General features: G+C 63.6%; 9 protein-coding genes. 5 read left to right on the top strand and 4 right to left on the bottom strand.

Annotation, left to right across the window (positions count from 1 at the left end):
- Window positions 1-234: 234 nt before the first annotated feature.
- From AC2CQI_RS11045 to AC2CQI_RS11055, 3 genes are read left to right on the top strand one after another with little or no spacing between them, the layout of a single operon-like run.
- On the top strand, window positions 235-561 hold the full coding sequence (locus AC2CQI_RS11045; protein WP_075806755.1) for a DUF485 domain-containing protein: 327 nt from the start codon (window positions 235-237) through the stop codon (window positions 559-561).
- Window positions 558-2,216: a cation acetate symporter gene (locus AC2CQI_RS11050; protein ID WP_075806754.1), complete on the top strand. Its 1,659-nt coding sequence runs from the start codon at window positions 558-560 to the stop codon at window positions 2,214-2,216. The genes AC2CQI_RS11045 and AC2CQI_RS11050 overlap by 4 nt, the downstream gene beginning before the upstream one ends.
- Window positions 2,217-2,245: 29 nt before the next feature.
- Window positions 2,246-3,490, top strand: a complete 1,245-nt coding sequence (locus tag AC2CQI_RS11055; protein ID WP_484580163.1) for an OprD family porin — start codon at window positions 2,246-2,248, stop codon at window positions 3,488-3,490.
- A 97-nt stretch (window positions 3,491-3,587) separates the two neighbouring features.
- Here AC2CQI_RS11055 and AC2CQI_RS11060 read toward each other — a convergent pair whose 3' ends face one another.
- Window positions 3,588-6,179, bottom strand: coding sequence for a sensor domain-containing protein (locus AC2CQI_RS11060; protein ID WP_484580164.1), 2,592 nt, complete (start codon window positions 6,177-6,179; stop codon window positions 3,588-3,590).
- A gap of 240 nt (window positions 6,180-6,419) precedes the next feature.
- Here AC2CQI_RS11060 and AC2CQI_RS11065 point away from each other — a divergent pair, with 240 nt between their 5' ends.
- Window positions 6,420-8,009, top strand: coding sequence for a sensor domain-containing diguanylate cyclase (locus tag AC2CQI_RS11065; RefSeq protein WP_484580165.1), 1,590 nt, complete (start codon window positions 6,420-6,422; stop codon window positions 8,007-8,009).
- Window positions 8,010-8,112: 103 nt separating this feature from the next.
- Here the strand turns inward: AC2CQI_RS11065 and AC2CQI_RS11070 are convergent, their stop codons facing one another.
- The gene (locus AC2CQI_RS11070; RefSeq protein WP_484580166.1) at window positions 8,113-9,069 is read right to left on the bottom strand and encodes a DMT family transporter; all 957 of its coding nucleotides are present in this window, start codon (window positions 9,067-9,069) and stop codon (window positions 8,113-8,115) included.
- A gap of 107 nt (window positions 9,070-9,176) precedes the next feature.
- Between AC2CQI_RS11070 and AC2CQI_RS11075 the strand changes: the two genes are divergently transcribed.
- Window positions 9,177-10,064, top strand: a complete 888-nt coding sequence (locus AC2CQI_RS11075; RefSeq protein WP_075806749.1) for a LysR substrate-binding domain-containing protein — start codon at window positions 9,177-9,179, stop codon at window positions 10,062-10,064.
- On the opposite strand, the gene AC2CQI_RS11080 is transcribed toward AC2CQI_RS11075, so the two are convergent.
- On the bottom strand, window positions 10,050-11,738 hold the full coding sequence (locus AC2CQI_RS11080) for a diguanylate cyclase (protein ID WP_484580167.1): 1,689 nt from the start codon (window positions 11,736-11,738) through the stop codon (window positions 10,050-10,052). The two genes, AC2CQI_RS11075 and AC2CQI_RS11080, sit on opposite strands and share 15 nt — an antisense overlap.
- A gap of 246 nt (window positions 11,739-11,984) precedes the next feature.
- Window positions 11,985-13,139, bottom strand: a complete 1,155-nt coding sequence (locus AC2CQI_RS11085; protein ID WP_484580168.1) for an acyltransferase family protein — start codon at window positions 13,137-13,139, stop codon at window positions 11,985-11,987.
- Window positions 13,140-13,189 lie beyond the last annotated feature (50 nt).

The following is a 13,189-nucleotide window of genomic DNA, read 5'->3' on the forward strand; positions in this document are numbered from 1 at the left end:
CGGCAAACATCAAGAGCTAACAATCAGCCGCCGGGTGCCACACATGTCGATATTCAGTCCTGTTCTCTGCCGTCACCTCTTCGTCTTCCGAACACCGATCCCCGGCGCGTAAACGCGCCAGCCGCATTTCACCTCCGCATCCGGTGACGGGCCCAGGCCCGCCGCCACGACCACCTGCACCCTGAAAAAAGTGCCGGACAAAAAACCATAAGAAAAACCAAGGAGCCCCACCCCATGAGCAGCACCGACCTGTCCCATGCCCAACGTTGTGCGCGGATCCGCGCCAATCCGAAATTCCAGCAACTGGTACGCAATCGCTCGCGCCTGTCCTGGTCCCTCAGCGCCGCCGTGCTGGGCGCCTATTACCTGTTCATGGCGGTGGTGGCCTTCCAGCCGCACTGGCTGCATGCACCACTGGCCGAGGGGCGCCAACTGACCCTGGGCATTCCCGTGGCAGCGGCGCTGATCGTGCTGTCCTGGCTGCTCACCGGCTGGTACGTACGCAGCGCCAATACCCGCTTCGACGCCATGAGCAGCGAACTGCTGGAGGAACTGAAATGAGCCGTCACCTGCTCTGCCTCGGCGCCCTGCTGCTGGCCCCGACACTCGCCCTCGCCGCGCCGATCGTCGCGGAAAAACAGCCGGTCAACCTGCATGCCATCGGCATGTTCTTCGTCTTCGTCCTCGGCACCCTGGCAATCACCTGGTGGGCCGCCCGTCAGACCCAGTCGACCTCGGACTTCTACACCGCCGGCGGCGGTATCAGCGGTTTCCAGAACGGCCTGGCGATCGCCGGCGACTACATGTCCGCTGCCACCCTGCTGGGCTTGTCCAGCCTGGTCTTCGCCAAGGGCTACGACGGCTTCATCTACACCGTGGCGTTCTTCGTCGGCTGGCCGATCATCACCTTCCTGATGGCCGAGCGCCTGCGCAACCTGGGGCGCTTCACCTTCGCCGATATCGTCTCCTACCGCCTCGACCAGACCCGCATCCGCACCTTCGCCGCCTTCGGCTCGCTGACCGTGGTGTGCTGCTACCTGGTGGTGCAGATGGTCGGTGCCGGGCAACTGATCAAGCTGCTGTTCGGCCTCGACTACCGCACCGCGGTGATGGTGGTCGGCGCACTGATGCTGGTCTATGTGATCTTCGGCGGGATGATCGCCACCACCTGGGTGCAGATCATCAAGGCGGTACTGCTGCTCGTCGGCGGCAGCACCCTGGCCCTGTTGGCCATGGCCGAGTTCGGTTTCAGCTTCGAAACCCTCGCCGCCCGCGCCGTCGAGGCCCATGCCACGGGCTGGAACATCATGGGCCCCGGCGCGATGCTGGCCGACCCGATCAACGCGGCGTCGCTGTCCCTCGGCCTGGTATTCGGCATCGCCGGCCTGCCGCATATCCTGATGCGCTTCTTCACCGTGCCCAACGCCAAGGAAGCCCGCAAATCGGTGTTCTACGCCACCGGTTTCATCGGCTTCTTCTTCCTGGTGGTCATGATCCTCGGCTATGCCGCCATCGTGATCGTCGGCACCGATCCGCAGTTCTTCGTCGGCGGTGACCTGAAAGCGGGGCTGATCGGCGGCGGCAACATGGTCGCCATGCACCTGGCCAAGGCGGTGGGCGGCAACCTGTTCCTCGGTTTCCTCTCGGCGGTGGCCTTCGCCACCATCCTGGCAGTGGTGTCCGGACTGGCCCTGGCCGGGGCCTCGGCGATTTCCCATGACCTGTACGCCACGGTGCTGAAGAAAGGCACGGCCAGCGAACAACAGGAAATGCGCGTGACCCGCTTCGCCACCGTGGGCCTGGGCCTGGTCGCGATCTGCCTGGGCTTGCTGTTCGAAAACCAGAACATCGCCTTCCTCGTCGGCCTGACCTTCGGCATCGCCGCCTCGACCAACTTCCCCGTGCTGATCATGGCCATGTACTGGAAAGGCCTGACCACCCGCGGCGCCCTGGCCGGCGGTTTCGCCGGGCTGGTCAGCGCCCTGGTGCTGGTAATCCTGTCGCCGGCGGTGTGGGTCGCGGTGCTGGGCAACGCCCAGGCCATCTACCCCTACGACCATCCGGCGCTGTTCTCCATGCCCCTGGCGTTCCTGGTCACGGTGGTGGTCTCGCTGCTCGACCACAGCGCCCGCGCCGCCCGTGAACGCGAGGCCTTCGACGACCAGTTCGTCCGCGCCCAGACCGGCCTTGGCGCCGCTGCCGCTTCCAGTCACTGATCCCAAAACAACAACAAGAGATCCCACCCATGTACCGCACCCTTACCCCGCTGGCCCTCGCCCTCCTCTGCGGCCAGGTCCAGGCCGCCTTCCTCGACGACAGCAAGGCCAGCCTGGAACTGCGCAACTTCTACTTCAACCGCGACTTCCGCCAGGACGGCGCGGCCCAGTCGAAGATCGATGAATGGGCCCAGGGCTTCCTGCTGCGCTACGAATCCGGCTTCACCGAAGGCACCCTGGGTTTCGGCGTGGATGCCATCGGCCTGCTCGGGCTCAAGCTCGACTCCAGCCCGGACCGCGCCGGCAGCGGCCTGCTGCAGCGTGACCGCGAAGCGCCCAAGCGGGCCCGGGACAGCTACGGCGACCTCGGCCTGACGGCCAAGGTCCGCGCCTCCCACAGCGTGCTCAAGCTCGGTACGCTGATGCCCAAGTTGCCGGTATTGATGCCCAACGATTCACGCCTGCTGCCCCAGGTCTTCCAAGGCGGGCAGGTCACGGTGCAGGAAATCAACAACCTGAGCCTCGACCTCGGCCAGTTGCGCCAGGTCAACCAGCGCGACTCCCAGGACTACGAGGACATCAGCCTCACCACCGGGGCGGCGAAAGGCATCGTCACCCGCAGCAACGCCAGCGACCGTTTCAACTTCGGCCATCTCAACTACAAGTGGACCGACAGCCTGAGCAGCAGCTACAGCTACGGCGAACTCGAGCACCTGTACCGCCAGCACCTGCTCGGTCTCGGCCACACCTGGGCGCTGGGCGGCGGGCAGACGCTGAAAAGCGACCTGCGCTTCGCCCGCTCGCTGGATGACGGCGGCAGCAATGTCGACAACAAGGCACTGGGGGCGATGTTCACCTACGGCGTCGGCGGGCATGCCTTCGGCCTGGGTTACCAGCGCATGAGCGGCGATACCGGCTTCGCCTACATCAATGGCGCCGATGCGTACCTGGTGAACTTCGTGCAGATCGGCGACTTCGCCAACAAGGACGAACGCTCCTGGCAGGCGCGCTATGACTTCAACTTCGCCAGCGTGGGGATCCCGGGGCTGACCTTCATGACCCGCTATCTGAGCGGCGACGAAATCGATCTGGGGGCCGGACGCCCGGAGGGCAAGGAGTGGGAACGGGATATGGATATCGGCTATGTGGTCCAGAGCGGGCCGCTGAAGAACCTGGGGGTGAAGTGGAGGAATGCGACGGCGCGTTCCAGCCACTTCGGCAATGATCTGGATGAGAACCGCTTGATCGTGAGTTACACCCTGGCGCTCTGGTGATCCTCAGGGCCTCATCGCTGGCAAGCCAGCTCCCACAGGTATCGCGTGCACCGCTGAACCTGTGGGAGCTGGCTTGCCAGCGATAGGGCCCTCAAGGTCACCCCAAAACCTCAGCCTCCCCCAACACCACCACCCGCTCCTCCAGCCAGCGGGCCAGGGCATCCGGCGCCAGCGGCGGCGAGAACAGATAGCCCTGGGCCACCGGGTACCCCTGCTCTTCCAGCCAGACGCTCTGCGATTCGGTCTCGATGCCCTCCGCCACCACCGTCAGGTGCAGGCTGCGGCCAATCCCCAGGATCGCATTGCTCAAGGCCCGCGCCGCTTCGTCGGTCTCGATGTCGGCAACGAAGCTGCGGTCCAGCTTCAACTCCGACACCGGCAAGCGCCGCAGGTAACTCAGGCTGGAATAGCCGGTGCCGAAATCGTCCATCGACAGGCGCACGCCCTGGGCATGCACTTCGTCGATGGTCTTCATGGTGCTCGGGTTGGTGTCCAGCAGGATGTTCTCGGTCAGCTCCAGTGTCAGGTCCGCCGGCGCCAGGTCATGGGTGCGCAGGGTGTCGGCGATCATCCGCGGCAGGTCGAGGTTATGGAAACTGGTCGGCGAGAGGTTCACCGCCACCGCCGGCACCGCCAGGCCACTGGCCCGCCATTCGGACAACTGCCGGCAGGCCTCACGCAATGCCCAGCGCCCCAGTTCGGCGACCAGGCCGCACTCCTCCGCCAACGGAATGAAGCGCGCCGGGGAGATCTCGCCCAACTGCGGATGCGTCCAGCGCGCCAGGGCTTCGACCCCGTACAGGCGTCCGGTGGCCATCTCCACCTGCGGCTGGTAATGCAGGCGCAACTGGCCTTTCTGCAAGGCTTCGCGCAGGGCGTTTTCCAGGGCCAGGCGCTCCTGGGCGAGCTTGTTCAACTCGCTGCTGAAGAAGCTGAAGCAGCCGCGACCGCTGCTTTTGGCCTGGTACATGGCCATGTCGGCACGGTGCAACAGCGTGTCCACATCGCAGCCGTCGGACGGGTACATGGCCACGCCGACACTGGCGGAAATCGCCAGGTGGGTGTCGGCGATGGTCAGGGGTTCGCTGAGCAGCACCTGGATACGCTCCACCGCATCAGCCGCATGGTCAGCATCGCACTGCGGCAGGATCACCACGAACTCGTCGCCGGACAGGCGCCCGGCGATATCCGAGGCACGCAGTTCACTGCGCATGCGCGCGGCGACCTGGCGCAGCAGCTCGTCACCGGCCGGATGCCCGAGGGAATCGTTGACCTGCTTGAAGCGGTCGAGGTCGATGAACAGCACCGCGACCTGCTCGTTGTTGCGGTCGGCGCTGGCGATCGCCTGGTCGGCCTTGGCCTGCAGCAGGCTGCGGTTGGGCAGGCCAGTCAGGGCGTCGTAGTAGGCCAGCTGGCGGATCCGCTGGCGCGAGTTTTCCCGTTCCAGGGCCAGGGCGCAGAGGTGCGCGCAGGCATCCACCAGACGCTGGTGGAACAGCGCCGAGGCGACATTGCGCGGCTGGCGGAAATAGAAGGCAAAGGTGCCGATGGCCGCGCCCTGGCTGTTGCGGATCGGCGTCGACCAGCAACTGCGAAAGCCCAGCTGGCTGGCCAGCCCCTGGTAATCGGCCCACAGCGGATCGCTGAGAATGTCATCGACCAGCACCGACTCATTGCGCCAGGCCGACGTCCCGCAGGAGCCGACCGTCGGGCCGATGCGCACGCCGTTGAGCTGGCGGCTGTACTCCGCCGGCAGGCTGGGCGCGGCCAGGGAGTGCAACTGCCCTTCCTCGTCGACCCGCAGGATCGAGGCCGCCAGTTCCGGGGCGATGCGCTCCACCTCCTGGCAGATCAGTTCCAGCACCTCGGTCAGCGGCTGCTCCCGGGCCATGGACTCCAGCACCCGGTGTTGCAGGGCCTCGTGCATCTTGGCCTGGGTGATGTCGGTGAACAGGGTCACGGTGTGCTGCAGGTTGCCGCCGGCGTCGAACACCGGGTTGCTCACCACCTTGGCCCAATACCGCTGGCCCTGCTTGCCGACGACGATCTCTTCGCGCTGCATGGAGCCGGCGGCGTACATCTCGGCGTAGTACTCGGCGATGCTCTGCTCGTCCCTTTCCGGGACCAGCAGGGCCATCGGGCTGCGGCCCTTGATCTCGTCGGCACGCCAGCCGAACATGCGCCCGAAGCCAGCGTTGGTGTAGGCGATACGGCGCTGGCTGTCGCTGATCATCACCGCCGTGTCGCTGGCATCGGCCACCAGCGAGAGCATGCGCAGGCGCTCCTGCTGCGTGCGTTCCTGGGCCAGGCGCGGGGTGATGTCGGTGGCGATCTTGAGGATCTGGGCCAGCTCGCCCTGCTCGTCGAACACCGGGGTGTAGGTCGCCTCCAGCCAGCAACTGCGGCCGTCGCTGCGAATGCGCTCGACGATGCCGGAGCTGCCACCGCCGTTGCGCAGGCGCGGCCAGAAGTCGGCGTAGTCCGGGCTCTGCACCTGCTTGGCCGAGCAGAAGGTGCGGTGATGCCGGCCACGCACCTGCTCCAGGCTGTAACCCATCAGGGTCAGGAAGTTTTCATTGGCCCGCAGCAGGGTGCCGTCCGGGCTGAACTCGGCGATTGCCATCACCCGGTCGAGGGCGGCCAGTTGAGCCAGCGACAATTCGATGGAACGGTTGTCCTGAGACGTCATGTTCTACTCAAAAGATGCCGGCCCTGCGGCCGGTGGGTCCTTGAAAAAGCCGGTGCCGGGCGATGATCCGGGAGCACGGGTCCATCGCCTTCATGGCAGAGGATTTGATAGCTCCATGATATTACTGCTGCCGGTGGCCGGTCCATCACCAGACCTGATCGCGCGCATTGGCCTACCTTCCTTGTGGCCATTGGCTTACCCTTGTCGGCACTCTACCGGATCAGAAGCAAGGGGGCTTCGGTGCCGTTCAAGACGTTCTTTCGCTGGGACCTGCGCAGCCTGATTCTCCTGCTGACGCTGATCACGGCCCTGGTCACCCTGCTCAACAGCTTCCATGCCAGCTACCGCGTGCAATACCAGTTGCTCATCGACAATGCCCTGGAAGCCAACCACGCCTACGCCTCGAAACTGGCGTCCAGTACCGAAACCTACCTGCAGGCGTCGCAGCAGCAACTGGCTTACGCGGCCAATCTGCTGACCCGCAATTTCGACGACAACGCCTTCCTCGACGCCGAGGCCGCGCGCCTGCGCCTGCAGACCAACACCTTCAACTCGATCATCGTCACCAATGCCGAAGGCCTGGTGCTGTCCACCTCGCCGGACACCCTGCAAATCGTCGGACGCAAGCTGCAGACCGAGGGCGCGCTGGCGGCCCTGCGCGAACGCAAGCCGATGATCTCCAGCCCCTATATTTCCTCGACCAACAACCTGATCATCTTCATCTCCCACCCGGTCTTCGACCGTGGCGGCAACTACCTCGGGCTGGTGGGCGGGAGCATCTACCTCAAGCACAAGAGCATCCTCAACGAACTGCTCGGCGAGCACTATTACAAGAATGGTTCCTACCTCTACGTGATCGATGCCAACCGGCGGCTGCTCTATCACCCGGACGCCGAGCGGGTCGGCAGCATCGTCGGGGCCAACAGCCTGATCGACAGCCTTGCAGACCGCGACAGCGGAACCCAACGGGTGGTCAATAGCCAGGGCGTGGACATGCTCGCCGGTTTCGCCACGGTGCACTCGGCGCACTGGGGCATCGTCGCCCAGCGCTCCACCGAAGCGACCCTCGACGGGCTCAATGACCTGCTCCTGAGCATGTTCGCCAAGACCCTTCCGCTGGCGATCATCAGCTTCATCCTGATCTGGTGGTTCTCGCGGATCATCGCCCAGCCGCTCAAGCAACTGGCCGCAGGCGCGCACAAACTCAGCGAGCCGGACACCAGCGGGCAGATCCAGCGCGTGCGCTCCTGGTACTTCGAATCTTCCGAGCTCAAGCGTGCGCTGCTGATTGGCCTCAGCCTGCTGCATGAGCGCCTCGGCAAGCTCAACCACGATATCCAGACCGACCCGCTGACCGGCCTGCGCAACCGCCGCGGCCTGGACCTGGCGGTGACCCTGTGGCAAGCGGAGAAGCGGCCGTTCGCGGTGGTGGCGATCGATATCGATCATTTCAAGCAGGTCAACGACACCTTCGGGCACGCGGTGGGAGATGAAGTCCTGCAGGCCCTGGCCGAACTGATGCGCGGCTGCTCGCGGGACAACGATGTGATCTGCCGTTCCGGGGGCGAGGAGTTCTTCATGCTGTTGCCGGGGGCCACGCCGGAGGCGGCGGTACGGGTGGCGGAGCGCTTGCGCAGCGTGGTGGAGGAGACGACGTTCGAGACCATCGGGCACATGACCGTGTCCATGGGCGTGGCGGCCTGGCCGTTGTATTCGGAGAACGCAGCCAGGGTGTTCGAGGTGGCGGATGAGCAGTTGTACCGGGCCAAGCAGGAGGGCAGGAACCGGATTTGTGTGGTTTTGGGAGAGGGGGTCAAATCTTCAGCTTGATGGTGTTGCTGATGGCCTCATCGCTGGCAAGCCAGCTCCCACAGGTTCGGCGGTGCACGCTATTGTGGGAGCTGGCTTGCCAGCGATGAGGCCCTTGAAAACACTAGAGAGCCTCAGCCTTGCCAACCACCACCGCCTCCACCTTGGGTTTCCCCGGCTTCAACCGCGACACCCCGAACAGCACCAGCCCCAACCCGACGATCTGGTACAACGAGATCTCCTCGCTCAACACCGCCCACGAGGCGAACACCGTCAGCACCGGCCCAAGGTTGCCCACCGCCGCCGTCTGCGTCGCGCCCATGCGCTGGATCGCCAGGGACACCCAGTAGATCGGCAGCACCGTGGAGAACACCGCCATCGCCAGGGCGTTGAGCCACACCGCCGCCGGCAGATGGCCGAGCAGGGAGAAGTCCCCGGTCAACGCATAGTGCCCCAGCACCATCAACGACGACGCCGTTCCCGCCAGCCCGGCCAGGCGCATCGAACTCATGCTCTTGAGCATCATCCCGGTGCCGGAGTAATACAGCGCGTAGGTCACGGCGCTGGCGAACACCCACAGCGAACCGATGATCACCTGGTTGCCGACCCCGGACACACTGACATCGTGCACGAAGGCGATGCCCAACCCGAAGTAGCACAGCCCCATCGCCGCCAGCACCCGCAACGTCGGCTTCTCGCGCAGGGCCACGGCCTGGAAGATCAGCACCAGGGTCGGATAGGTGAAGAGAATCAGCCGCTCCAGCCCGGCACTGATGTATTGCAGGCCGTAGAAATCGAACAGGCTCGCCAGGTAGTAACCGAACAGCCCCAGCAACATCACCCGGCCCGCGCTGCTCCAGGTCAGCGGCGCATTGGCGTGATGCCGGCTGGACCACACCAGCCAGAGGAACAGCGGCAGGGACAGCGCCATGCGCAAGGCCAGCAAGGTGATCGCGTCCACCGTGCCGGCGGCGTAGGCCAGCTTGACGAAGATCGCCTTGAGGCTGAAACCCAGGGCCGCCAGCACTGCGAACAGGCTGCCGTTATCGATGTAGCGCTGAATCCGGGGAGAGAAAGCCATTTCGTAGAGCTCTGCACCAAAATATGACAGGCTTATTCTGAACAGAACGCCGATCCGCCAGAATCGCTTTTTTCCGAACAGGGCGTTCTGAATTGGAGAAACCAAGGATGCACTTCGACCTGCCCGACCTGCGCCTGATCGCTGCTATCGCCGAAAGCGGCAGCCTGAGCAAGGCCGCCGCGAGCTTTCCGGTGGCGGTGTCGGCCGCCAGCACCCGCCTGCGCCAGTTCGAGGAGCGTAGCGGCGTTGCCCTGTTCAGTCGTCGCGCCGACGGCATGCAGCTCACCCCGGCCGGGCGCCTGGTCCTGGAGTCGGCGCGCGCGGTGCTCGGCGAAGCGCGCAAGCTGGAAGACACACTCAAGGAGCTGGCCGGGCAGAAGCGCATCACCCTGCACCTGGCGGCGTCCACCGTGACCAACAGCACCATCCTGCCCACGGTGCTCGGGCCGTTCCTGTTCGACTATCCGGAGATCGACCTGCATCTGGTCGAGCACTCGAGCGCGGATATCCTGCGCAGGGTGCGGGCGGGGGAATGCGAGATCGGGGTGTATGACGGCAACCTGGTCAACGAGGGCGTGGTGTCGCTGCCCTTCCGCACCGAGCGCCTGGTCCTGCTGGTGCCGGCGGAGCATGCGCTGGCAGAGCACGCGCAACTCTATTTGCACGATGCACTCGGGTATCCGTTCGTCTGCCTGCCACCGGAACGGGCCATGCAGCGCTTCGTCGAGGAAAAGGCCATGAGCCTGTCCATGCCCCTGAAGATCCGCGTCCGCGCCCCCGGCTTCGAGGCCATCGCGCAACTGGTGGCCCAGGGTGCCGGGATCGCCATGCTCCCGGAAACCCTGGCACGGCGGCTGGAGCAGGAGTTGCCGGTGCGCTGGGTCGCGCTTGGCGAGCGCTGGGCGACCCTGGAACTGCGCATTTGCTTCCGGCAGTGGGAAACCCTCGGTTCCCACGGCCGGCAGTTGGTGACTTTCCTCTCAGACCACCCGTAGGGCGTCGTCCGCCACCACCTGGTTGCGTCCGTTCTGCTTGGCTGCATACAAGCGCCGGTCGGCCCGGGCGACCAGTTCCTCCAGCGAATGGCAGTCGTCCAGCAGCACCTCGGCCACCCCGACGGAGATGGTCAGGCGCACTTCCGGCGAGGGCGCGGTACTGAGCATGGTCTGCGGGTTGGGCAGGCACACCGACTGCGCCACTGCCGCGCGCAAGGTCTCGGCCATGGCACTGGCCTGCTCGATGGCGACACCGGGCATCAGCACGCAGAACTCCTCGCCGCCATAGCGCGCCATCAGGTCCTGCGGGCGCACCAGCGCGGAACAGAGGGTCGCCAGGTGCTTGAGCACCTCGTCGCCGGTGGAATGGCCCCAGTTGTCGTTGATTACCTTGAACTTGTCGATATCCAGCATCAGGAGGGCCATCGGCTGCTCGCGCTTGAGGCGCCGGGCCAGGCCGTCGAAGTCGGTCTGCAGGCGGCGACGGTTGGCCAGGCGGGTCAGCGGGTCGACCAGGCCGAGATCGCGCATGCGTTCGTTGAGGGCGAGCTGGCCGCGGAACAGGCGATCGACGATCAGCAGGGTAATGACCATCAGTGCCGCGAGGGATACCCACAGGCAGACGAACAAGGTGCTGAACTGGGAAATCACCGCCCAGCGCAGGCTGGCCGCAGGAATATGGGCCAACAGCAGCGCCCGCGAGCCTTCCAGTTCGCGATAGAGCACCGGGCCCTGGCCATAATCGACCAGGCCCGCACCACGCAGGTCGCTGCGTGGATCGGCGGCGGCGCCGAACACCCCGTCCAGGCCCTGTTCTGCGTTGAAGTGGCGTTCGCTGGAGGCGATCAATGCGCCCTCGCCGTCCAGCAGGACATGGGCCTCATCCACTGGCGTGGTGCGATACAGATACTCCTGGACCCGCTGCTGCGGCGCATCGAACACCAGCGCCCCGCGCAATACCCCGTCGATCCGCAGCGGCGTCCCCAGCAACAGGCGCGGATCGCTGCTGAAGACCTGCCCTTGCACCGCCTTGAAACGCACCTCGAACTCGCCGCTGCTTTCGTCATGGAACAGACGCGAGGCTGCGAACTGGCGCAGGATTGGCTCGACATGCTGATCGTCGATCGGCGGATAGGCCACCATCACCCCGGAGCTGGAGACATAGAACAGGTGGTCCTGCTGATTGCTGCCCTGGAACAGCACCGCCAGCACCCTGCTCATCCACCGTGCCAGGCGCAGATCCTCGGCCAATTGTCCGGGGCTGCGGCTGAGCCCCGGGATCGCGCGCACCTGCTCGTCGCTGATGATGCGCACCGGCGCGTCTCCCGCTGCCACCTCGATGCCCGTTGTCGCGCCGGTCGACAACGGTGCTGAGGATGCGCCGGACAGTTCGCGGGCAGCCAGCAATGTCCGTTCGGCCGTGGCACGCAGAAAGTGCATCTCGCGCCGCTCGGTGGCCAGCGCCGTCTCCATCACGATCGCCTGCAGATGCAGGCTGTACTGGCGATGATCCAGCTCGCGCTCCTGCACCAGCCAGTACTGCCGGCAGGCCAGGACCAGGGTAATCAGGAACAGCACGCTGAAGCACAGCAGCACCGTACGTCGCGGGTTGCCCCGGGCGCGGGCCTGGACAAGGCGGAGGATGGCGAACGAACCGGATTTTCTCTGCTCCATGAGGGCTCCGGGTGAGGGGCTGGGGAGCGGTGAGTATAGGCTGCTGCCGATTTATGACCTGGGAGTTCGACGGTACTTTTGCGCGGGGCTGCGGGGAGAGTCCGGGTTTAACACGAAAGGCGTCGCCTCGGCAGGCTTATCCAAAAGTGCCAAAGCCTCGTAGTAAGCATCCTGTGGTTCTCGAATCACACGCAGCAAGAAAAAAGCCCGCTTTCAGCGGGCCTTTCTTAAACATAAAACTTCAAATCATGAGACTTGAGGGACAGCTCGATTACTGCGACCAATGGCGAGGCCAACCCTCTTCGCTACGACCCTGCCAACTTTAACGCCGTACTTTTCAACGGTCTTCGTCATGATGTAGCAGACAGCAAAGAGAATAACCAGCCTCTGGATATAGTTATGGACGTAAGGAATACCATAAGCGTTCACGAACTGATCAAGATACGACCATGTCCACAAGTGGGTTAGATAAATGGCGTAGGTCATCTCAGAGAGACCCTCGGTGATTTTATTGCCGACGATCTTATCCTTGAAATACCATGAAAAGAAGAACAGCCCGACCGCAACTATCTCGAAACTACTGTCAGCCAGCATCGGCTTGAGAGCAGGTATCTGCCACAACGATATGATAAGCATCAAGCCAACAGACACTACACAGGCCAGCCTGCTCGCGAGCTTGTGCTCATACAGATAGAACAAAACGCCGCTGAGCAAGAACGGGAAAAACATGGTGAAATAACCATTCGTCCATCCGGCGAACGATGGGAATGGAGGGGACTTGGCAAGCAGTACCGTAATACCGACGAACAGCCAGGGAATGACTCGGGTCATTCGCAGGACCCCGGTTGCCTTCAGGAGAACCATGAACGCATAAAAAAGTATTTCGATCCTAAGGGTCCACTCAACGCCGCCAAGGGCATATTGAACTCCAAAAAAGTCGCCAAGAAGCAACATTCTCGGAATAACTTCCGACATCGGCGGGAATGGAACCCCCACAATCACTTTTGCCATTATCATTTCCATGACAAGAGCAAAAATAAAAAGCGGGTATATTCTGAAGACACGCCTGATTATGAAGTCAACAGAAGGCTCAATCCGGACAACGTGAGTGATGATGTACCCAGACACAAGGAAAAACACTATCACCCCAGCCGCGCCGGCATAGCAAACATCATAAATCACTTGCGCAAGCTGTCGGAAAACCATATGCAAAGTTGGATCATTCGCTGCAACGGCGAAATGACCATTGAACAAGTGCCCTATAAGAACACTCGCAAAAGCGAAAATTCGCATATAGTCGAGAAAATCTATTCTTCCCGAAGACTTTGTGCTCATCTTCCTTGCCCGCCTCACTCGGTTGTAAAAGGCCAGCAGTCTATAGCAGGAGGGCCAGAAGCGCACGCAAATGACCTCCCTGATGATTCACTCAGATGTACGAGATATCGAACGTG

This window comes from Pseudomonas sp. P2S-1 (genome assembly GCF_057197725.1).

Excerpts from the sequence above, each read along its gene's own strand:
- AC2CQI_RS11045 (WP_075806755.1), top strand. The coding sequence starts at position 235 with ATGAGCAGCACCGACCTGTCCCATGCCCAACGTTGTGCGCGGATCCGC.
- AC2CQI_RS11050 (WP_075806754.1), top strand. The coding sequence starts at position 558 with ATGAGCCGTCACCTGCTCTGCCTCGGCGCCCTGCTGCTGGCCCCGACA.
- AC2CQI_RS11055 (WP_484580163.1), top strand. The coding sequence starts at position 2,246 with ATGTACCGCACCCTTACCCCGCTGGCCCTCGCCCTCCTCTGCGGCCAG.
- AC2CQI_RS11060 (WP_484580164.1), bottom strand. The coding sequence starts at position 6,179 with ATGACGTCTCAGGACAACCGTTCCATCGAATTGTCGCTGGCTCAACTG.
- AC2CQI_RS11070 (WP_484580166.1), bottom strand. The coding sequence starts at position 9,069 with ATGGCTTTCTCTCCCCGGATTCAGCGCTACATCGATAACGGCAGCCTG.
- AC2CQI_RS11075 (WP_075806749.1), top strand. The coding sequence starts at position 9,177 with ATGCACTTCGACCTGCCCGACCTGCGCCTGATCGCTGCTATCGCCGAA.
- AC2CQI_RS11080 (WP_484580167.1), bottom strand. The coding sequence starts at position 11,738 with ATGGAGCAGAGAAAATCCGGTTCGTTCGCCATCCTCCGCCTTGTCCAG.